This window comes from Chitinophaga sp. W3I9, assembly GCF_050434025.1.
Taxonomy (GTDB): domain Bacteria; phylum Bacteroidota; class Bacteroidia; order Chitinophagales; family Chitinophagaceae; genus Chitinophaga.
Map to the genome: position 1 here is coordinate 1526110 of NZ_JBNPWC010000001.1, position 21962 is coordinate 1548071.

A 21962-nucleotide genomic window follows, 5' to 3' on the forward strand; every position below is an offset into this window, starting at 1 on the left:
TGGAATTGTCCCCCCGGTATTATAGCTTTATGCCGGAATTGTAACGGCGATTGAATATATGAGAAAGACAGTAGTAATTGATGTAGTAGGGCTCTCCTCTTCTTTGCTGGAGTACCTGCCTTTTTTAAAGGCCTATACACAACAGCGGCACCTGGCCACCGTAATGCCTATGTTACCTGCGGTGACTACGGCTGTACAGAGCACGTACCTTACCGGCGAATGGCCCAGTGAGCATGGAATAGTAGGCAATGGCTGGTACGACAGAACCGATGCGGAAGTTAAGTTCTGGAAACAATCCAACCGGCTGGTAGACGCTCCCAAAATATGGGACCGTGCCCGCAAACTGGATCCATCTTTTACCTGTTCACAAATGTGCTGGTGGTACAACATGTACGCGAACGTGGACTACTCACTGACACCCCGTCCCAACTATCTTTCCGATGGCCGTAAAGTGCCCGATTGCTATACTTCTCCATCTACACTCCGGGATTATCTCACCGAACAACTCGGCAAGTTCCCCCTGTTTAATTACTGGGGTCCCACAGCCAGCATAAAATCAAGCCAATGGATCGCTGATGCGTCTATCCTCACGGATAAACTATACGATCCTACCCTTACTTTTATTTACCTTCCCCATCTCGATTACTGCCTGCAGAAATTCGGACAGGACCCGGTAAAAAATGCAAAGGAACTGGCAGAAATTGATGCGGTATGCAAACAGCTGATTACTTATTATCAGCAGAAGAATTGTGATCCGATTGTACTGTCGGAATACGGCATTACCAATGTGAATAACCCCGTGCATCTTAACAGGATTCTGAGGGCAGAAGGGCTGCTGGCCCTGCGTGTGGAAAATGGCCTCGAACTGCTGGATGCAGGCGCCTCCAAAGCATTCGCAGTAGCAGATCACCAGATCGCGCATATCTATATCAATGATCCTTCCTGTTATAGAAAAGTACGCTCCATCCTGGAAAAGGTGCCGGGTGTACAACTGGTGCTGGACCGGGAAGGCAAACGGCAACATCATCTCCATCACAGCCGCAGCGGCGAACTCATTGCCGTAGCCGATGCCAACAGCTGGTTCACGTACTACTACTGGATGGATGACAACAAAGCCCCCGATTTCGCCCGAATTGTAGATATATTCCGTAAACCGGGTTATGATCCTGTAGAGATGTTCATGGACCCCGCAGACCCGCTCATTAAGCTGAAAGCGGCAGGAAAATTGCTCAAAAAGAAATTGGGTTTCCGCTACCTGATGAACGTCATCCCGCTCGATGCAACCCTCATTAAAGGCTCTCACGGCAGGATCGAAGAAAACCCCGCCTATCACCCGGTGGTCATCAGTTCCCAACCCGCTCCCAAGTCGCAGCTTCAGGCAACAGACGTGTACGGGGTTATCTGGAACCAGCTGACAGGCAAATAACGGCTCCGCAATGATCAGTAATCAGCCGGCAGGTAAATAATCCTCCGGTTGTATTAACTTATTCATAACCATCTGGTTACGACTACAGGGCTGTTCTAAGCAGCTTCAAAAAACCGCCTATAACCCAATGATAAACAATCAGTTACCGATCAAGTCCACCTCATCTCCGCATCAAGAGCGCGTTTACTCCATGTCCTAAGCATGTTCAAAGCATTTGCTTAGCATCACCTATCTAACTTTGCTTCATATCCAAAGTATCATCCACCTATCCATATTCCATCCTCAAAAATCTCCCAAAAATCTCCCAAAAATCTCCCAAAAACCGTCTAAATAATCCAAAAATCTCCCAAAATCCAAAAACTAAATCAGCAAAATCAGCGTAATCAGTGCTCAAGACAAAACTCGCGCTCATCAAAAAAACTCCCCATCACTGATTTATTTTTCTACATTCATGCAACCGATTGAAACGAATAAATAATATCACCGTTATGGAAAGAAGAGATTTTCTCAAAACCGGTAGCATGGCCGGATTGGGAGCAGGATTAACCATCCTCAATTTCCCCGTATTTGGAAAAAATGCCCCCAGCAACAAATTGGTACTGGGTGTAATGGGCGTTAACTCCAGGGGCAACTGGCTGGCACAGTGTGCAGCGAAACTGCCCGGAGCTGAAATAGGCTATGTCTGCGATGTGGAAGACGGCGCCATCGCCAAAGGGCTCAAGGCCATTGCGGGCGCTCAGGACCGCAAACCGGAAGTAGTTAAGGACATCCGGAAACTACTGGAACGGAAAGATTTTGATGCACTCATCGTGGCAACGCCCGACCACTGGCACGCTCCTGCGGCCATCATGGCCACGGCGGCAGGTAAGCATGTGTACGTGGAAAAACCCTGTGCACACAATCCGGGCGAAGGCGAAATACTGCTGGCAGCGGCAAAAAAACACAACCGCCTCGTGCAGATGGGAAACCAGCGCCGCTCCTGGCCTAATCTCCAGCAGGCAGTAAAAGAAGTGAAAGAGCAAAACGTATTGGGAAAAGTGTATTATGGCCGCGGGTGGTATGTAAATAACCGCGAACCGATTGGTATTGGGAAAAAGATCCCGGTTCCAGGTACGCTCAACTGGGACCTGTGGCAGGGACCCGCTCCCCGCCGCGATTACCTGGATAACATTGTACACTACAACTGGCACTGGCGCTGGCATTGGGGTACCTCCGAAACCTGCAACAACGCCACCCACGAATTGGATTGCCTCCGCTGGTTTATGGATGTGGAATTCCCTACCAAAGTCACTTCTGCCGGTGGGCGGTATGCTTATGCCAAGGACGACTGGGAAACACCGGATACCCAAACCCTGAACTTCGAGTTTGAAGGCAATAAAGCCATCGCCTGGGAAGGCCGCAGCTGTAGCCCGTTTAACCTGGAAGGCAGCGGCCGCGGATTTACCCTGTTTGGCGAAAACGGAAGCCTGTATAATTCCGGCGGCGACAGCTACAAACTGATCGACACCAAAGGTAAAGTGATCAAAGAAGTAAAACAGGCCGCCAATCCTAACCAGAGTGTAACCAATACCGTTAGTCCCGCCGGTGAGTTTTATGACGCCGTGCATATCAACAACTTCCTGGAAAGTATCCGCGGCAACGCTACCCTCAACTCCGAAATCAATATCGGTTACCGTAGTACGCTGCTTTGCCTGCTAGGCAATATAGCGCAACGCACCGGCCGCATCCTTCATACCGATCCTTCCAATGGCCATATCCTGAACGATAAGGAAGCCATGAAAATGTGGGAAAGGGAGTATGAAAAAGGCTGGACACCGAAAGCATAAATCAGTAAAACGGGTTCCGGGTAATAGTGCTGCAAGCACAAAATTTGTAAAAAAAATGCTTGTACTATTACCCGGAATTCCTATCTTTACGAAGTTATAAACCCTTTCTCCTATTGGGTTTATAGGCTAACAATAAATATAATATCTTGTTATCCCCCATAACTTTTAGTTATCGTTGTAATTAATAATGATCCCCTACTTTTGACCTACCTGTAATTTTTATAACCAACCACACCAACCACAAAAGTTGCGCGTTCCCCGGAGGGATGATTTGAATGGAGTTTTTACAACAATCTCAGTACCTGTCAGTATTGCTGATAGGCTTAGTAGTAGGCTATTTGTCCGGTTTATTAGGGAAAGGGGGCAGTGCCATCAGCACACCAGCCCTGCAGATCTTTGCAGGCGTAAACCCGTTTTTTGCACTGGCATCGCCGCTGCCGGCGTCTATCACCAGTACTTTATCTGCCACGGCAGTATACAGTAAGGAGAAACTGTTTAATAAACGGGTGATCCTGCTGGGGGCTGCTTTCGGTGTCCCGGCCACTGTCATTGGGTCTTGGCTCAGCAGTTACCTGCCCGGCAAAACACTGATGATCATGACAGCCCTCTTTATCATGGCCACAGGTATGTCGCTCATGTATTCCTTTCTGCGCAGTAAATCAACTGGTGAATTAACCGTGGTAAGTGAAGACGTGCCGACGGGTAAATTAGTGGTAGCCGCTTTGTTTATCGGGTTTTTATCAGGGCTGCTGGCAAATGCCGGTGGGATATTGTTTAGCTCTTTCTTTATAAAGAAATTAAAAATGCCCATTAAACAGGCGCTGGCCTGTGCGGTAGTGTTATCGGCTGTTTTATCCATACCCGGCGCTTTAACGCACTGGTGGCTGGGTCATATAGATTGGAATATAGCGCTGCTGCTGTCGCTTACTGCATTCCCTGCTTCCTGGCTGGGAGCCAAAACGGCGGTGAAAATGAAAACGCCCGTTCTCGAAAAATTATTTGCACTTACCCTTATCGTATTTGGGGTATACGATATCTTCTTTACTATCTGGAAGTAATCAGGCATGCGCCTTCATCTTATGGATGGCTTCCTGCTCATAAGGGGGCAGGCTGCTCACGATAATTTCGTAGGCATTTTGCAGGAATGTTTCCAGCTCGGTAGCCGGCAGCATATCTTCCTGTTTCAGCTGCACCCAGTGATACCGCGCCAGGTGAGGGGCCGGTACAATACCAGGTCTCGAAATCAATTCATGAAACTGCGATTGACTGCACTTAAACGATACCCGGTGAGGCGGCTCCAGGGATATCATGCAGAATAATTTTTCGCCTACGTAAAAGCGCAATTCGTTGTCCCACTTTTGTTCAGTGATGACAGCCGGAAGTGACCGGCACAGATCAAGGGTATGATCAAACATAGCAGCAGGTTTTAAAAGAATATTATTTAGGGCCGTTTTTTAAGGACGACATGTGTCAATAGTTTACATGCACAGACTAACATATTAAAATATGAAGTATGTGTGGTTAACGTAAATCTAAGCTGTAAATAGTGAATGAAACTGCCCTATAAAAATAGGAAATAAAAACCAATCCTGAATGTTAAAATGAACTTTCCTTCCGGCAGGAAATTCCTTTGCCCTGTACCAGCGGGTATTTCAAGGGAACATCGTTTTTTTTCTTAATCGAAATTTAATCCCTTCCAGGCAAAAAAGTTTCGGCTTGTACTATCACCCCCAGGGGTGTAATACAAGCCGAAAGTCAATATGGATAAGCCTTTACTAAGGTTGGGCAGCTGCCCAGCGCGCCATTTTTTGTTCCAGCACCGACAGTGGCACACAACCATCTTTCAGCAACTCATCATGAAAAGATGATAAGCTGAACCGGCTGCCGAGCGACTTTGTATATTGGTTCCGCAGTCCGCGGATCTTCAGTTCCCCGATCTTATAGGAAAGCGCCTGGCCGGGAATGGCCATGTACCGCTCAATTTCAGCGGTAGCTTCCTGTGTGGATACCGGCTCATTATCCATCATATACTTGATGGCCTGTTCACGGGTCCAGCCTTTGGTATGCAAACCAACATCCACGACTAAACGAATAGCCCGGTGTATTTCATCTGTTAAACGGCCAAAGTACATATATGGATCGGTGTATAATCCCAGTTCTTTTCCTAAACTTTCACAATACAGGGCATAACCTTCGCCATAGGCGCCAATCCACGAGAAACGGCGGAACTTAGGCAGGGAGTCGTTTTCCTGTTGCAGGGAAATCTGGAAATGATGACCTGGAATGGCCTCGTGTAAAAAAAGGCATTCCATACCGGTATATGAAAAGTCCGTTGCATCAAGGATAGGCACGTAAAATACGCCCGGTCTTGTACCATCGGCGCTGCCCTGCATATACTCTGCGGAGGCGGAAGCAGCCCGGTAAGCTTCGGTTTGGCGGATTTCAAATTTTGTTTTGGGAAGATGACCGTACATCTTTTTTACACCCGGCATGATCTTGTCCTCGATGGCTTTGAAAGAATCCAGGACAGCAGCAGGTGTTTTAAAGATGCGCAGCTTCTTATCAGTACGCACCGATGCAAAAAAGGCCGGCAGATCGCCTTTAAAGCCAGTGCTGTTCTTCACTGCTTCCATTTCACCGCGGATCCGTGCCACTTCTTTTTCTCCCAAAGCAAAAATTTCTTCGGGGGTAAGGTCGGTGGTCGTCCAGCTTTTTATCAGGAAAGCATAATACGCCTTACCATCAGGAATAGCGCCAATGCCGCTGCTGGTGCGGGCCTTAGGGAGGTATTCCTGCTGCATGAAGTCGCGCAGCTTTGCAAAAGAAGGCAGGATGTATGTTTCAATGGCCGCGCTGTACTCTTTCACCAGGGTTACTTTGGTGGCTGCATCCAGCGAATCCGGGATCGTTTTCAGCGGCGAATAGAATACGTTGTTGGCAGTATCTTTTTTTGCCAGGTCTGTTACCTGCGGAATCACTTTCACCACCAGGCTTTGCGGCAATACATAGCCGGTGGCCATTCCCCTGCGCATATTGGCGATGGCTGTGTCGGTCCATATGGCAAAGCGCTCCATACGATGCATGAAGTTATGGTAGTCCTTTAGCGTTTTAAAAGGTTGGGCGGAAGAACCGGAACCCAGTTGCGCCAGTGTGATTGGGAGGCAGGTGAACTGCTGCACTGGCATCAGGTGATCGTGAAAGGTAAGCCCCTCGCGGTTGATGCTGAACTCCCGTTGCAACATGTCATAGGTAATACGGTCGTTGCCGGAGAGTACCGCTGTATCGATGCCTTTGATTGCCTGCTGGTAGCTGGCATAGAAAGAATCGGCTTTTGCGCGGTAGCCTTCACTGATATCTATCGGCAACTGGTCGTTGTATTGGTTTTCCCCGTTCTGGGTAGCCTGCAACGGGTTCAGGGCCATGCTTTCATTGTAGTACCGCGTGGCCAGTTGACGCAGGGAGTCCTGCGTGGCCTGCGGATTACTATGACTGCCCGGTTGCTGACAAGCTGCGGCCAGCAAAGCCCCCGACAGGAGGAGGTAGCCTTTTCGTTGTAACATTTTCATATTGATGGGTTGTGAACAGGTAGTAATTTACCGTTTTATCCAAGAAAAAAAGCATTCCGAAGAATCGGAATGCTTATTTAGAACAGTGAACAATGAAAAAAAAGGTAAAAAATATTATTTAAGAATTTTTATACGAATACTTTTGAAAGAAACCTCATTACCATGGTCCTGTAAAAGGATGTGCCCTTCAGGCCACAGACCAAAATTCTTCCAGCTTTTATACTTGCTGATCGCCACCAGATCCTTGAAGGCCTGGGAGCCACGCTCGTATTCCAACACTTTAAATCCATTTAACCAGTGTTCTACGTGATTATTTGGATACACAATAATACGACCTTTGTTCCATTCTCCAATAGGGTTGATGGCACGTTTTTCCTGTTTTCTTGTCATGAGGTCGTAAAGACTTGCTAAAGTACGGTTTCCATCGCGTCCTAATTTGGCATCCGGGTGCTTTTCGTCGTCCAGTACCTGGTACTCCAGCCCGATAGCCGACTTGCCTCCTGTTTCGTAGGACTCGCTCACGAAGTATTTTACCCCGCTATTGGCGCCCGGCGTGAGTTTGAAGGTAAATTCCAGTTCAAAGGCACCGTATTGTTTCTCCGTAATAATGTCGCCGCCGCTGCCTTCTTCATCTCCCGTAGAATTACCAATGGTGAGCACACCATTCTGCATGGTCCAGCCGGCAGTGGGGAAATTCTTTTTATACACGCCTCTCCAGCCTTTGCTGGTTTTTCCGTCCCACAACAGCTGGTAGCCGTTTTTCTTTTCCTGGCCGGAAATAGTGTTATCCACATTATTAACAACGTAGATGTTGTCGTAGGGAGAATACTGGGAAGCAGCAGGGTTTTCTATCAGCCTTACATTTTTCCAGTAGATATTTTTGTTGTCGTCTGCCGCATTTTTGCCGATGCTATGTACCTGTAAAGCGATGAAACCCTTTGGTAATGCGGTATCTACCAGGTGGGCAGTAGGCACGCCATTCACCCAGGTACGCATTTCATTGCCGCGGCACTCGATGCGGTATTTGTTCCAGCCGTCTTTTTTAAAGGCATTCTGACCGGCAGGGTTCAGTTCCATCGGGTACTGCCAGCCTCTGCGGCCTTCTTCATAAATACCACCGCTCCATTTACGGTCGGATGGGTCAATCTCCATCTGGTAGCCAAATACACGGCCATTCTGGTAGTCAGGCCTGCTTTGACTGCGAAACTGGATCCCGGAATTGAATTCCTTGCCCAGCTTGAATTCCAGCTCCAGGATAAAGTCGCCGTACTCTTTTTCAGTAGCAAGGAAAGAGTTAGGCGTATTCATCACCGTGGTGCCCACGATCTCGCCATTCTGCACATTATATTTTGCTTCACCCCCCAGTTGTTTCCAGCCTTTCAGATCTTTACCATTGAAAAGCTGCTGCCACTGGGCTTTCTGAGCGAAAAGGCCACCATACATACACAGCAGGGTGCCAAATAAAAGGATCGTCTTTTTCATAACTTAAACGGAATAAGGTGACCAAAATAAACAATGAAAATGATTTTTACAACCGATTGCAAAACTTTAATCTTATTTTTTATTTTTTAACCACATGATAATCTGACCAATATGGGGTTTTGCAGAATTAGAAATAAAAATATTCATGCAAACGATTGCAGCAATGTAAAAATATCTTATTTTGGTTCCGAAAGTATCCACGTAGCAACAGCCAAAATCGAAAAAGTAATACTCTTTATCTACAATCATTATAAACTACGTTATGAAAAAAGTTTTTTCACGTCTTATCTGTATGATAGCATGTTTGCTATTCTACCAACTCACCCAGGCACAAGGCACCCCAATTACCATAGAAGGTAATGTTCTCGACGCCCAGAAGCAACCACTGGTAGGCGTAACCGTTTCTATCAAAGGGAAAAATGCAGGCACCCAGTCAGATGCCCAGGGACATTTCCGGCTCAAAGTTACAGATGCCGCCAACGCAGTACTCGTATTTACCTACATCGGATTTAACACCTATGAAGAACCTGTAAAAGGTCGTGCAATCGTTTCCGTAGTTTTAACAGAAGACCGCAAAAAACTGGAAGAAATTGTGGTAGTGGGATATGGCCAGCAGAAGAAAAAAGATGTAACCGGTTCCATTTCCTCCGTAGGTACCAAAGCTATCCAGGACGTACCGGTAACCAACCCGCAGCAAGCCTTGCAGGGCCGCGCTCCCGGTGTGGAAGTACTCAACAACAGCAGCAAGCCCGGTGATGAACCCACTGTGCGTATCCGCGGCAGCCGCTCCCTCAGGGCCGGCAATGACCCCCTCTATGTAGTAGACGGGATCCCTTACGCCGGTACACTCAGCGATATCGGTACGGGAGTAATACAATCGATGGATATTTTGAAAGATGCCTCTGCAACGGCTATCTATGGCTCCAGGGGCGCTAATGGCGTAGTACTCATCACTACCCAGAAAGGCAAGGAAGGAAAACCCGTGGTTTCCTATACCGGCTCCTACGGTTATGTACAACAGCTCGGCGAATCCGATATGATGGACGCTAACCGCTTCATAGAAATGCGCCGGGAAGCTAACCGCACCATCGGTAAATACGATGATGCCAACCCCGATGCCTCCGACAAGAAAATATTTAATACCGTTGAATACGCGAATATCCAGAAAGGCACAAACGTAGACTGGCAGGACCTGATGATCTCTCCCGGATATCAAACCAATCACGGCCTCAGCGTAGCCGGCGGTACGGAAAGAACAAAATACACCGTGGGACTGGGCTACTTCAAAGACCAGGGCGTGCTGAAACTGCAGGACTACGAGCGTTATAATTTCAATGTGGGCATCGACCAGATGATCGGCGACCGCGTTCGCGTGGGAGCTACCCTGTTGGGCGCTTACAGTGAACGTAATGGCGAAACCTACAACGGGATAGACAATGCCCTGAAAATGCTGCCCATCGCCGCTCCGTACGACGACAATGGAAAGCTGATCACCTATCCCACCGGCGATAGCCAGCAGCCTAACCCGTTACTGGATTATGTACCCGGTAACCGCGTTGAATTAATGAAACGTTTCCGCATCTTCACCAGCCTGTTCGCAGAAGTGGAAATCATAGATGGCCTGAAATACCGCCTCAACGTAGGTCCGGATGTGCAGAACTATAACTATGGTCTTTTCCAGGGTAAAAACAATACCAACCTGCTGATCGGCGGTGGAGACGCTACAGCTACCAAAGGAAACGCTGCTACCATGGCGTATACCATTGAAAACATCGTTACCTACAACAAAGAGATCAAAAAACATAATATCGGCTTCACCGGCTTGTACAGCGTTCAACGTCAGAATGTAGATATTTCTACTACCAACGTGAGAGGTATCCCGGTAGAAACACAACAATATTACAACCTGGGTCAGTCGCTCAACGTAACCGGCGTAACCAGCAGCCTTAGTTCCTGGACCATCCTTTCCTATATGGGCCGTTTGAACTACGGGTATGATGATCGCTATCTCCTGACCCTCACCCTTCGCGCGGATGGATCTTCCAGGTTTGCACCCGGCAAAAAATGGGGTTATTTCCCCTCCATTGCAGCAGCCTGGAACATGGTAAGTGAAAAGTGGCTGAAAGAACAGAAAGTCCTGGATAACCTGAAACTGCGCGCCAGCTTTGGCCGTATCGGTAACACCGGTATTAATCCATATGCTACACAGGGTAACCTGAGCAGAATTCCTTATTCCTTCGGAAATAAAGGCGTACTGGGCTTTGTACCGCTCGATCTGCGTAATCCTAATCTCACCTGGGAATCTACCACCTCTACCGATATTGGTATTGATTTCGGATTCCTCAACGGCCGTATCACCGGTGTGGTAGAATGGTACAACCAACGCACTACCGACCTGCTCATGCCACAATCGCTCCCGTTCAGCAATGGGTTTAATGAAGTGCTGATGAACCTCGGTACTTCCCAGAACCGCGGTTTTGAATTCGGAATAGGCGCCACCATTATTGACAACCCTAATGGGTTCAGCTGGAAAATGGACGCCAACATGTTCCTGAACAGGTCCAAGATCCTGTCGCTCGGCGATGGCAGAACAGCCGATATTGGAAACGCCTGGTTTGTGGGTCAGCCTACCTATGTATACTATGATTTTAAGAAAGTCGGCGTATGGCAGGAAAAGGATGCCCAGCTGGCTAAACTTTACAACCTGAAGCCAGGAGAAATCAGGCTGGAAGATGTAAATAAAGATACCCTCATTGATGCTAAGAACGACCGCCAGATCCTGGGCTCCCCGCAGCCTAAATGGTCTGCCGGTACCACCCAGCGCTTCTCCTATAAAGGATTTGAATTATCCATCGTGGCCTTTGCCCGTATGGGAAGCATGATCAAAAGTGATTTCTACCAGAACTATAACACCCTGTTTGGCCGTTATAACAACCTGAATATCGACTATAACACACCGGCCAATCCTACCAACGATTTCCCGCGGCCTAATGCCAACCAGGAAAGACCCAGCAACTACCAGTCGCTGAGCTACTTTGATGGTTCCTTCTTTAAGATCAGGAGCATAACACTCAGCTACGCCTTCTCGGACGCAGTGGTGAAACATATGCGCATGCAAGATCTCCGGGTAAACGTAGGAGTGAAAAATCCCATGATCCTGGCGCCTTACCGCCAAACCTGGAAAGGAGTTGATCCTGAAGACGTAAATGTGATCGGCATCGATGCACCAGCCACCTGGATGCTGCAGTTCGGAATAAATGCCAAATTTTAAATCAACGGATCCTGATTAAACATCTTTAAAAGAAAACGTTATGAAATATTTAGTTCCTCTCATCATGCTGCTGGCCGTTGGTACCGCCTCCTGCAATAAAATGCTGGATGAAGAGATTGTCACCAACGTAACAGATGATTTCTATAATACTAAAGCCGGCTTTCAAACAGCCGTGAATGGCTCTTACGTGTCTATGCGCAACTTTTACAGCACGGAACGCGGTATGACGCTTACGGAAACCGGTACCGATATTGTCACCAACGGTTCCGACGGTAACTTCAAATTTACAAGTCAGTATACTTCACAGTTGGATTCCCGCTACGATCATATCAGGGAAGTGTGGAACAGTTTCTATCAAACCATCAACACCTGTAACGTGGTGGTAGACCGGGCCGACAAGGTCCCCGACCTCGAGGAAGCAACAAAGAAAAAAGGCGTGGCAGAAGCGCTGTTCTGCCGGGCGCATTATCATTTTGTACTCATGCAGATGTTTGGCGCCGTACCCTTACGCCTGCACGAAAATGCGGAAATTATAAGAGAAGCTCACCGCGACTCCGTATCTGCCATCTACGATGCCGTGATCAACGACCTGCTTGCAGCAGAAGCTGAATTGCCGGCTACACAGGCAGAATGGGGCCGTGCTACCAAGCCTGCCGCAGAACACCTGCTGGCAAGGGTTTACCTGACCCGCGCCTCCTCTCCGCAGGCAAAGGCAGGAGACTATGCCAATGCCGCCAAATACGCCGACATGGTCATTAAAAACTACGGTTTCAAATTACTCACCGACGTTGGACAGGTATGGGCACAGGGAAAAGAAAACAACGATGAAACTATCTGGGCAGCGCAGTATACCACCGACCCGCTTTATGGTTACCCTGATAACAACGCCTGCCGCTTTTTCCTGATGCAGTATGATGTGTTGAAAGGAATGAAGCGGGATCTGGCCAACGGTACGCCCTGGAAGCGTTTCAGACCTACAAAGTTCCTGATCGATACACTGTATAAAGACAGGATACACGATGTACGTTATGAAAAATTCTACACCACCCTGTGGAGAACCAATGCGCCGGTTGACAACCTGAAAACAGGCGATACCGCTGTGTTCCTTCCTGGTTATGACGTATCCGACGCAGTGATTGCCACCAAACCTTATATGCTGGTGCCACCAAGATTGTACACTGAAAAGCTGTATCCTTCCCTGAATAAATTTGCCGACGCGCTCCGTCCGGATAACCAGGCTTCCGGCGTAAGACCCTTTATTGCCATGCGTCTTGCCGAAGCTTACCTGATAGAAGCAGAAGCCCTGATGATGGATGGCAAAAAACAGGAAGCCGCCGACCTCGTAAATGTGGTTCGCTGGAGATCTGCACGTATTGGCGCTACACCTGCCGAAACACAGGCTAACCGTGATGCGATGACCGTAACCGCTGCAGACATGACCATCGATTTTATCCTGGATGAAAGAGGCCGGGAACTGGTAGGTGAACAACTGCGCTGGTTTGATCTCACCCGCACCCATAAACTGGTGGAAAGGGTGAAGCTGCATAACGACGAAGCACGTAGTAACATCAAGCTTACACATATGCTGCGGCCTATTCCGCAGGACCAGATCGATAGAACAGTGAATGAGTTCCCGCAGAACCCGGGATATTAATACTTCTTTCTTTTTCAAAAAAAATCAAAAAGGGGCTGGCCAGGTAAAATTGGTCGGCCCCTTTTTTGACCTTTTTTGCTACTTTTAGCAGAAATCAACCAATAGCTGAGGAGGGTAGCATATTTCAGGATGTTCAATAATTCAGACAACGAGCGGGAACTGCTCCGGCAGGTAGCTGCCGGAGACGAGCAGGCGTACCGGGTATTATTTGACCGGTACTCGGACAGGATGTATATGAATGCGCTGCATTTTACGAAATCAGCAGAACTGGCGCAGGACCTCACACAGGAAATCTTTATCCGGATATGGATGAACCGGTTAAAACTGGCCGGTGTAGATCGCTTTGATGCCTGGCTGTTTACAGTGGCCAGGAATGTAATCCGCAATGAGCTAAAGAAAAAGGTGCTGCCGGTAGAGAACGGGGAGATGTTGCATGCTTATTTCAGGGACAATAATTTAACGCCGCAGGAACGGATAGAATATAAGGAGCTGGAAACATCTGTTCATCAGGCCATTAAAAACCTGCCGCCACAAATGCAAACGGTATTCCTGCTAAGCCGGCAGGAAGGGTTAACGCATGAAGAGATTGCCCGCCGCATGAATATTTCCGTTGTTTCTTCCAAAACCTATATGGTCCGCTGCCTCCTGGCGATTCGCAGGCATCTTGGCAAAAATGCCGGTAAACTGGGAATCGTGATCTTTTTCCTCTACAGATAAAAAATATTTTTTTCCAAACGTCTTACCCCTGCTTATCTGGTTGTCTTTACCTGGAATGACCTTCGGGTTGCAGGTACTATTACCATTTTAACAACGCATCATTATGTCGCCATCCGAATTTCAGCACCTTGTACAAAAATTCCTGGACGATAGCATTACCACAGAGGAATTGCAGCGCTTCCGGCAATGGGTGCTGGAAGAAAGAGACGTAGATATGCAGGAAGCCGCAATAGAAGCGGTGTTGCAAAAAAGTAGCTACCCTGGTGAAATGCCGGCAGATAAACAGGTAGTATTTAGTTACATATTGGAAGAAGCGAACCGTCGCACTGCTCCGCTCCCGCGTGCAGGAGTGGTGGGCATGCGCACCTGGTGGGCGGCGGCAGCGGTTTTATTATTGCTGGGTACGGGCCTTTATTTCCTTACCCGTCCGAAAGCACATATGGAAATAGCGCAACGCTCCAACAACATCATCCATCCAGGCAGGGAAGGCGCCATACTTACTCTTGCGGATGGTTCGCAGGTGGTACTGGACAGCCTGAAAAACGGCGTGATCACGCAGCAGGGAAGCACCGACGTACAGCTCCGGAACGGACAGTTGTTGTACAACAGCCGGAATGGATCTTCATCCGCTTCACTTGCCTACAACACGGTGGCTACGCCACGTGGCCGCCAGTTCCAGGTAATACTGCCGGATGGTACCACCGTTTGGCTCAATGCCGCATCTTCTATCCGGTATCCGGTTGCTTTTCCCGCAGGAGAAAGGAATGTGATGATTACGGGAGAAGCCTACTTGGAAGTGGCCGCTGATGCCCGCAAACCTTTTACCGTGGAAACAGACAACGGCACGGCCATCCAGGTACTGGGCACCAGCTTTAACGTAAACGCCTATACGGATGAATCGGCATTACGGGCTACCCTGCTGCAGGGAAAGATACTCGTAAAATCCGCTACCGCCAGCAAGGTATTGTTACCCGGTGAACAGGCGGTGGTAGCCGGATCCATTACGGTAGATGCGCATGCCAATACCAGTCAGGCAATTGCCTGGAAAAACGGCATCTTCAATTTCCAGCGAGCCCCGCTGGAAGTGGTAATGCGGCAAATCGCCCGTTGGTATGATGTAGAAGTAGTATATGAAAAAAATATCCCGGCCATTACTTTCGGTGGTGAAATGGGACGGGACCTTGAACTGAAAGACGTGCTGGAATTCCTGCAGGAATCAGGGGTTCATTTTAAATTATCGGGAAGAAAACTGACGGTCATGCCTTAAATTTTTTTATCAACCAGGTCATATGCCATAAAAAAACCGGAAGCGGTTCGAAGCACTTCCGGTTAAAGATTGGCTTAACTGAGAAAACAAGTCCCACAAGACTGCTTATTTATCAACTAAACCATTGCAAAGCTATGCAATTAAATGCTCTTTGTAACCGGTCCGGGAAAGGTATGCGACGTCCGCATGCCCCCGGAGCACCAGCTATGTGCAGCGCCCGGTTGTCAACTAAAATCGAAGGATCCCTTTACCGAACGGGGATCCCAATACTGAAAGTCATGAAATTGACCATGCTTCTTCTTACAGCTGCATTCCTGCATGTAACCGCGGGCAGCTATGCGCAACAGATCACCTTTTCCGGAAAAAATGTACCGCTTGAGAAAGCGTTTTCCGTCATCAGGGAGCAAACCGGGTACCTGGTGGTGTATAATGCTGACCTGTTGAAAGATGCCAGAAAGGTGACGGTAGATGCGCATAACATGCAACTGGAAACGTTCCTGGACCTTGCGTTCAGGGAGCAACCGCTGAAATATGTGATCCGGAACAATACCATCCTTGTAACCGGGAGGCCCCGGCCGCAGCAGGCATCGAACCCCGCACAAACCAGCCTGGCGGCGGCCCGGCCGGTCCTGTTAAAAGGAACGGTGGTCAATGAAAAGGGGGAACCCCTGCCTGGTGTGACCGTGCTGTTGAAAGGTACTACCCGTGGTACCGTTACCGATGATGACGGCGCTTTCCTGATCACTGCCGATATAGAAGACGGCGCAACACTGATGGTAAAGATGATCGGCTATACCCCGCAGGAAGTTGCCGTGAATGGCCGCAGCGATATCCGCATCGCCCTTCAGGCAGATGTGCGGAACCTGGAAAACGTAACCATTTCCACGGGGTATAAAAAGATTCCTAAATACCAGCTGACCGGCGCCGCTTCTGTGATAACGCAAAAAGAATACGATCAGCGTGTAGCCGTTACCGGTAACTTCCTGGAAAGCCTGGAAGGCAAGGTCCCTGGTTTGGTGTATAACAGTCAGTCCGGCGAGTTATCTATCCGCGGCGTTTCTACCTTTGATGCGGTAAAGAAGCCGTTGATAGTGGTGGATGGCTTTCCAACAGAAATAGATCTTAACACTATCAATCCTATTGATATCGTTTCTATTTCCGTACTGCGGGATGCCGCCGCCGCGGCCATTTATGGCGTGCGCGCTTCCAACGGTGTAATTGTGGTAGAAACCAGGCGGGGGAAATCCGGTAAGGCAAAATTTAGTTTGCGCGCGACCACTGCGTTGCAGCAGTCGCCCGATTTTGGCTACCTGAAGTTTGCCGGGGCAAAGGAATTTGTGACCTTACAGGAAGCACAGTTCAAGCGTGCCAATCCGAATGAAATCGGCTATACCGCTTATGACCGGCCTATGGCTCCTGCCATTGCCATCCTCTTCGACGAGCAGCAAAAACGCATTAGCCCGGAGGTAGCAAGGCAGAAACTGGATTCGCTGGGGAGCTATGATAATACACGGGAATACGAAGACCTCTACTTCCGTACACGGCAGGCCACCAATCTTAACCTGGATGTAAGCGGCGGAAATGAAAAAAGCACTTACCTGCTGGGGGTGAATTACATTGCGGAGCAACCGGTGAATGTGGGATCGAAGAACAACCAGCTGATCCTGAATTTTGCCAATACCTACCAGCTTTCCAACCGGCTGAAAATGGATTTTCGCGGCGTGTATTCGCATGCGGAATCCGAAAAAGGTACTACCGCTCCCATGAATGATTTTTATCCGTATGAAAAGCTGGCTGATGCCGATGGCACCCCGCTGCCGGTAGCTCAGGGAGTGAACAGGGACTATCTCAACTTTGGTGTAAACCGTGCAAGGAACAACCGGCTGATCGCCCTGGGATTGTATGACCAGCTTTATTATCCTTACCGGGAACTCACTGCCAATACAACTAAGGTCAACACAAATGCGTTTCGGGTGCAAGCCCGCCTGGAAGGAAAGATCACAGACTGGATGTCTGCCGAAGTAGGCGGTAATTATGAACGGCAGCAAGGGATCCAGGACAACTTCCTGGATGAACAATCTTACACCGTACGCAGGCTGCTGAACCTTAAAGCCAGCAAAGACCCCAGTGGAAAACCTATGTTCATCGACATTCCGCAGGGTAATATTCTCCGGAGGACAGATCAGAAAGCCATCAACTACACCCTGCGTGCACAACTGAATTTTGATAAACGTTCTGCCAACAGCCGGCATGAAATGTCGGGTATTCTGGGCGTAGAACAGCGAAAAACCACTAACGACAGCTATCTTAACAGTTACTTCGGGTATGATGGACAATCGCTGATCAGCAGACCCGTTAACCTGCAACGTGCGAGCCTTTATATCAATTCTGCCTTCCCGGATGTAACCCAGTTCGGCGGTGCTCTTGCCATGAGGGATTATGTCAATGAAACCAGTGCCGACCGGCGCTTTCTTTCTTACTATGCACAGGGCACCTATATCTACAACAGTAAATATATTGTTACCGGTAGTTATCGTATCGACCAGTCCAACCTGTTTGGTGTGGACCCCAAATATAAATATCGTCCGTTATGGTCGGCCGGCGCCGCCTGGCGACTGCACATGGAGGATTTTCTGAAAGACAACACCTGGATCAGTGAGCTGAAGCTGAATGCTACTACGGGTTTCAATGGTAATGTGCCGGTGAGTAACAACGGCCCTTTCCTGATCCTGGCTTCGCAGCTGAACAATGTGTTTGTGGTTCCCCAACCGTCCTTTTATGTGATAACACCCGAGAACCAGTCGTTGCGCTGGGAAACCACCCGCACTTATAACCTGCGCCTGGACTACGGGTTCTTTAACAACCGCCTGTTTGGTTCTGTGGATTATTATTATAAAAGAACGGGAGATGTGTTCGGACAATATGATGCTGATCCCACCAGCGGGTTTAACCAGTATAATGCCAATACCGCTACTATCCGGAATAGCGGCGTGGATCTGCTGATTTCTACCGTGAATGTACAAAACCGCCGGTTCGGGTGGCGTACAAGTCTTACCGCTTCATTGAACAATAATAAAGTACTGGCGGTAAAAGCCAGTGAATATGAAAGTACAGAGGATATAACCAGTAGCCGTATTAACCGGCAGGGGTATCCGATGGATGCGTTATTCAGCTATAATTACGGCGGACTAACGAACATGGGCAAACCATTTGTGTATGACCGGAAAGGAGGCCAGCATATCCTGTATTTTTATGGTAATGCAAAGGTAGATGTAGCATTTGAGGACCTGATCTACAACGGTACTACCACTCCCAAATATGTACTGGGCCTGAATAACCAGTTCTCCGTAGGCGCTTTTGACCTGTCATTTCTCTTCATGTATTATGGTGGTCATGTGATGCGGGTAGAACAGCCCAATCCTGTAAACCTGAGTACTTACAGCACATCATTACTGGAAGGATCTGCCAATTACTGGAAAAAAGCCGGAGATGAACTGCATACCAATATTCCCGGGTTTACACCAGGTGCTGCACAGGATCCATTCTATTTTTCTTCGTATGCCCGTTACGGTTACCAGTATGCATCGCAGTTCGTACGCCGGGCGGATTATATCCGGCTGCGTGACCTGATCATTACCTATAACCCGAAGTTTAATTTTATAAAACGGATGGGACTTAGTCAAACGCAGATCCGGTTACAGGGCCAGAACCTGTTCTACTATACGTTTAGCGGGAACGACATTGATCCGGAAGCGATAGACCGGACCAGCGGGGTGCGCCAATTGCCGCAACGGCCACTTTACAGCATTTCCCTTTTTACTAACTTCTAATCATTCATCTATGAGATCAATCAATATTGTCTTTATCCTTTTACTTGCCATCGCTGCTTTTTCCGGCTGTGATAAGTTCCTGGAAGTGAAGCCAAAAGGGATCGTAATTCCGGAGAAGCTGAGCGACTACCAACTGATGCTGAACTCCAGGTCAATGACGCTTACTTTTCCGCCTGCATTGTTGTATTGTACAGACGATTATTACGAGGAATTTGATGACCTGAGCACAGTACCGCCAGCCAATGCTTATTACTGGCGCCCTGGCATTGACCAGAATGAAAAAGAGAATCCCGCAGCGTGGGGCGATCTGTATAACACTATTTACAATGCCAATGTAATCATCAATAATGTAATGGCTACCACAGATGGTACGCCGGCAGCCCGTGCTTCCACACTGGCGGAAGCGCTGGTGATCCGTGCAGATTGTTACTTCATGTTGCTGACGCTGTTTGCAAAAGCCTATAATCCGGCCACCGCTGCCAATGATCCGGGTTTACCATTGGTAAGAAGCACGAATGTGACCGATAAAACGCCGCCGCGGTCTTCTGTACAAACAACGCTGGATACGATCCTTACCAATGTAACGGATGCCATCGCATCGCTGCCGCTCACCAATCTCAACAAGTACCGGCCCACAAAGTACGCTGCGTATAGTTTGCTGTCGAGGATCTATCTCTACATGCAGGATTATGAAAAAACGAAAAAGTATACCGACCTGGCATTAACGGCGCCGCACAGCATGGTTAATTATAATGATTACGAAGATCCTTACTCATTCCCGGAAACGGACCTGAGCCCGGAAGTACTATGGCAACGCGGTTCGTTGGATTATACGATCCCTTCTATGATGGGCATGCAACACGCGCTGAGTGATTTATACGAACCCGGTGATCTCCGGAAACTGTTGCTCACTTATGCGTTTGACGACTTTCCTGATGACTATTACTTTTCCGGCACAAACGGCTATGCCAATTTTGGCACAACGTTCCAGGAAATGCACCTGACAAAAGCAGAAGTGCTGGCGCGTGATAATCAAATCGAGGCCGCCATGAACATCGTGAATGAGCTGCGGAAATACCGGTTTAAAACAGACGCTTATACGCCGCTGACTGCCACGGGAAAGGAAGATGCGTTAATGAAAGTGTTGCAGGAACGCAGAAGGGAACTGGCTTTCCGCGGGCAACGCTGGATGGATATGAAACGCCTCGACCGCGAAGGCCGGATGCCATTGGTAGAGCGCAGAGTGCACGGCACCGGCGCTTTGAAAGCCACGCTGGAACCAGGCAGCAAGAAGTATGTTTTCCAGATCCCCGCACGCGTACAACAATTTAATCCAGACATGCAATTAAATGACCGTTAATCATCTTATATGAAAAATATTATTCCCGTACTGATATCCTGCACACTGCTGTTTACAACTGCTGCTGCGCAGAAAATGACTACTACACTTTCAGGAAAATTGAGTGGCAACGATATTACCACACCGCTGCACCTGAAAAATATGACCGGCGCCGACCTGCTGATTCCTGTAAATGGAGACGGCACCTTTCATTCAAAAGTAGCCCTGCCTGCAAAGGGATTTTATTCCCTCACCGGCGTGGGGCAGGTATACCTGGAGCCTGGCTACCAGCTTCAGATGGCACTGGCGCCGGATAGTACCTACCGCTTCAGCGGCAAGGGCAGCTTTGAAAACAATGCCACTGCAGACGCACGGAAAGCATTATCCAAATATGTAGCCACCGACCCCGAGCATATGCTTGGGCAGGAAGCTTTGTATACCCCTGTTCCGGAATTTATCGGTAAGATGGATGCTTTCGTAAAAGATGGACAACATTTGTTTGACCAATCCTCCAGCGTATTTTTCCGGGAGATGGCCGGTAAGGACCTGGCGTACTACGGTAAATATGTATTAGCCCACTACAGCCTCTATTACGGAACGGACCTGAAGAAGCAGGAGGCGTTTTATAAACTGATGGAAACCGGTAACAGGAAAGATACAGCATACCAGCGGCTCATGCAGGAAGCAGGCCGCGCCATGCATGTGAAAAGGCTTGACAGCACAGAACGTGCGCTGCTGGATAAACTGACAATGAGCGACTGGGATAAGAATGATGCTGCATTGTTTCAACAATCCGCCTGGTACAGGGAGGTGCTGGATCGGTATCTTTCTACTATTCAGTACTACAAGTACAGACATTTATTTGAAGCATCTGTAGAAGACAATAATATACGGACCCTGATGGGATTGTATATTTCAAAGGGCGAAATCAGCGATTCTTTTATGCTCCAGTACTACACTTATACCGGCACCCGGAATGCTTTAAAAATGCTGAAGGATAAACAGGTGCGGGATAGTTTGTATAACAGTTACGTGGCTAGTGCAAAGCATCCTGCTTACCTGAAAGAGATCCGGGAAATTTACCGCAATGCCAATACTTACAGCGATAACACGCCTGCTCCCGATTTTTCTTATGAAGATGTTAATGGCAAAAAAGTTTCCCTGAAAGATTTACGCGGGGAGTATGTTTATATTGATGTATGGGCAACGTGGTGCGGTCCGTGTAAAATGGAAATCCCGCATTTGTCGAAAATAGAAGCATTGTATGAACACAAAAAGATCCGGTTTGTAAGCCTGTCGGTAGACAAAAGTGCAGACAAACAAAAATGGATAGATTTTGTGCAGAAAGGAAACCTGAAAGGCATACAGTTGCTGGCGGATAAAGATTTTCAATCTGATTTCATCCAGAAATTCAATATCAATGCCATTCCGCGTTTTATACTGATAGGGCCCGATGGGAAAATTGTGAGTGCTGATGCGCTGCGGCCTTCCAATCCTGCGCTGCGGGCATTGTTGGATAAATTGCTGGCGGAAGGATAAATGCCGGCAGATAAAATAAACCGGTATCTGCTACTGCATTTTATG

The 21962-nt window shown here is 48.3% G+C and carries 13 protein-coding genes; 10 read left to right on the forward strand and 3 right to left on the reverse strand.

Annotated elements, in window-relative coordinates; translation table 11 throughout:
* The first annotated feature begins 58 nt into the window (after positions 1 to 58).
* From QFZ51_RS06615 to QFZ51_RS06625, 3 genes are all read left to right on the forward strand, one after another.
* Positions 59 to 1426, forward strand: coding sequence for an alkaline phosphatase family protein (locus QFZ51_RS06615; protein ID WP_429044422.1), 1368 nt, complete (start codon positions 59 to 61; stop codon positions 1424 to 1426).
* 488 nt (positions 1427 to 1914) lie between these two features.
* Complete coding sequence (locus QFZ51_RS06620; protein WP_429044425.1) at positions 1915 to 3252, forward strand: Gfo/Idh/MocA family protein; 1338 nt, start codon at positions 1915 to 1917, stop codon at positions 3250 to 3252.
* A gap of 275 nt (positions 3253 to 3527) precedes the next feature.
* Positions 3528 to 4310, forward strand: a complete 783-nt coding sequence (locus QFZ51_RS06625; protein ID WP_429044427.1) for a sulfite exporter TauE/SafE family protein — start codon at positions 3528 to 3530, stop codon at positions 4308 to 4310.
* Here the strand turns inward: QFZ51_RS06625 and QFZ51_RS06630 are convergent, their stop codons facing one another.
* From QFZ51_RS06630 to QFZ51_RS06640, 3 genes are all read right to left on the reverse strand, one after another.
* Positions 4311 to 4667 carry an MmcQ/YjbR family DNA-binding protein gene (locus QFZ51_RS06630; RefSeq protein ID WP_370911006.1) on the reverse strand — a complete coding sequence of 119 codons (357 nt, stop codon included), beginning with the start codon at positions 4665 to 4667 and terminating at the stop codon, positions 4311 to 4313. It lies immediately after the preceding gene.
* A gap of 360 nt (positions 4668 to 5027) precedes the next feature.
* Complete coding sequence (locus tag QFZ51_RS06635) at positions 5028 to 6818, reverse strand: DUF885 domain-containing protein (protein ID WP_429044430.1); 1791 nt, start codon at positions 6816 to 6818, stop codon at positions 5028 to 5030.
* A 114-nt stretch (positions 6819 to 6932) separates the two neighbouring features.
* The gene (locus QFZ51_RS06640; protein WP_429044432.1) at positions 6933 to 8300 is read right to left on the reverse strand and encodes a 3-keto-disaccharide hydrolase; all 1368 of its coding nucleotides are present in this window, start codon (positions 8298 to 8300) and stop codon (positions 6933 to 6935) included.
* A 262-nt stretch (positions 8301 to 8562) separates the two neighbouring features.
* Between QFZ51_RS06640 and QFZ51_RS06645 the strand changes: the two genes are divergently transcribed.
* From QFZ51_RS06645 to QFZ51_RS06675, 7 genes are all read left to right on the forward strand, one after another.
* Positions 8563 to 11571 carry a SusC/RagA family TonB-linked outer membrane protein gene (locus QFZ51_RS06645; protein WP_429044435.1) on the forward strand — a complete coding sequence of 1003 codons (3009 nt, stop codon included), beginning with the start codon at positions 8563 to 8565 and terminating at the stop codon, positions 11569 to 11571.
* A gap of 40 nt (positions 11572 to 11611) precedes the next feature.
* Positions 11612 to 13225 carry a RagB/SusD family nutrient uptake outer membrane protein gene (locus QFZ51_RS06650; RefSeq protein WP_429044437.1) on the forward strand — a complete coding sequence of 538 codons (1614 nt, stop codon included), beginning with the start codon at positions 11612 to 11614 and terminating at the stop codon, positions 13223 to 13225.
* 129 nt (positions 13226 to 13354) lie between these two features.
* The gene (locus QFZ51_RS06655) at positions 13355 to 13942 is read left to right on the forward strand and encodes an RNA polymerase sigma factor (protein WP_429044440.1); all 588 of its coding nucleotides are present in this window, start codon (positions 13355 to 13357) and stop codon (positions 13940 to 13942) included.
* 103 nt (positions 13943 to 14045) lie between these two features.
* Positions 14046 to 15209: a FecR family protein gene (locus QFZ51_RS06660; RefSeq protein ID WP_429044442.1), complete on the forward strand. Its 1164-nt coding sequence runs from the start codon at positions 14046 to 14048 to the stop codon at positions 15207 to 15209.
* A 278-nt stretch (positions 15210 to 15487) separates the two neighbouring features.
* Positions 15488 to 19039 carry a SusC/RagA family TonB-linked outer membrane protein gene (locus QFZ51_RS06665; RefSeq protein ID WP_429044444.1) on the forward strand — a complete coding sequence of 1184 codons (3552 nt, stop codon included), beginning with the start codon at positions 15488 to 15490 and terminating at the stop codon, positions 19037 to 19039.
* 10 nt (positions 19040 to 19049) lie between these two features.
* Positions 19050 to 20399, forward strand: coding sequence for a RagB/SusD family nutrient uptake outer membrane protein (locus tag QFZ51_RS06670; protein WP_429044447.1), 1350 nt, complete (start codon positions 19050 to 19052; stop codon positions 20397 to 20399).
* Between the two features lie 9 nt (positions 20400 to 20408).
* Positions 20409 to 21917, forward strand: a complete 1509-nt coding sequence (locus QFZ51_RS06675; protein ID WP_429044449.1) for a TlpA family protein disulfide reductase — start codon at positions 20409 to 20411, stop codon at positions 21915 to 21917.
* Positions 21918 to 21962 lie beyond the last annotated feature (45 nt).

Coding starts and splice junctions, on each gene's coding strand:
- QFZ51_RS06625 (WP_429044427.1), top strand. CDS start 3,528: ATGGAGTTTTTACAACAATCTCAGTACCTGTCAGTATTGCTGATAGGC.
- QFZ51_RS06620 (WP_429044425.1), top strand. CDS start 1,915: ATGGAAAGAAGAGATTTTCTCAAAACCGGTAGCATGGCCGGATTGGGA.
- QFZ51_RS06650 (WP_429044437.1), top strand. CDS start 11,612: ATGAAATATTTAGTTCCTCTCATCATGCTGCTGGCCGTTGGTACCGCC.
- QFZ51_RS06630 (WP_370911006.1), bottom strand. CDS start 4,667: ATGTTTGATCATACCCTTGATCTGTGCCGGTCACTTCCGGCTGTCATC.
- QFZ51_RS06670 (WP_429044447.1), top strand. CDS start 19,050: ATGAGATCAATCAATATTGTCTTTATCCTTTTACTTGCCATCGCTGCT.
- QFZ51_RS06665 (WP_429044444.1), top strand. CDS start 15,488: ATGAAATTGACCATGCTTCTTCTTACAGCTGCATTCCTGCATGTAACC.
- QFZ51_RS06640 (WP_429044432.1), bottom strand. CDS start 8,300: ATGAAAAAGACGATCCTTTTATTTGGCACCCTGCTGTGTATGTATGGT.
- QFZ51_RS06660 (WP_429044442.1), top strand. CDS start 14,046: ATGTCGCCATCCGAATTTCAGCACCTTGTACAAAAATTCCTGGACGAT.
- QFZ51_RS06645 (WP_429044435.1), top strand. CDS start 8,563: ATGAAAAAAGTTTTTTCACGTCTTATCTGTATGATAGCATGTTTGCTA.
- QFZ51_RS06615 (WP_429044422.1), top strand. CDS start 59: ATGAGAAAGACAGTAGTAATTGATGTAGTAGGGCTCTCCTCTTCTTTG.
- QFZ51_RS06655 (WP_429044440.1), top strand. CDS start 13,355: ATGTTCAATAATTCAGACAACGAGCGGGAACTGCTCCGGCAGGTAGCT.
- QFZ51_RS06635 (WP_429044430.1), bottom strand. CDS start 6,818: ATGAAAATGTTACAACGAAAAGGCTACCTCCTCCTGTCGGGGGCTTTG.
- QFZ51_RS06675 (WP_429044449.1), top strand. CDS start 20,409: ATGAAAAATATTATTCCCGTACTGATATCCTGCACACTGCTGTTTACA.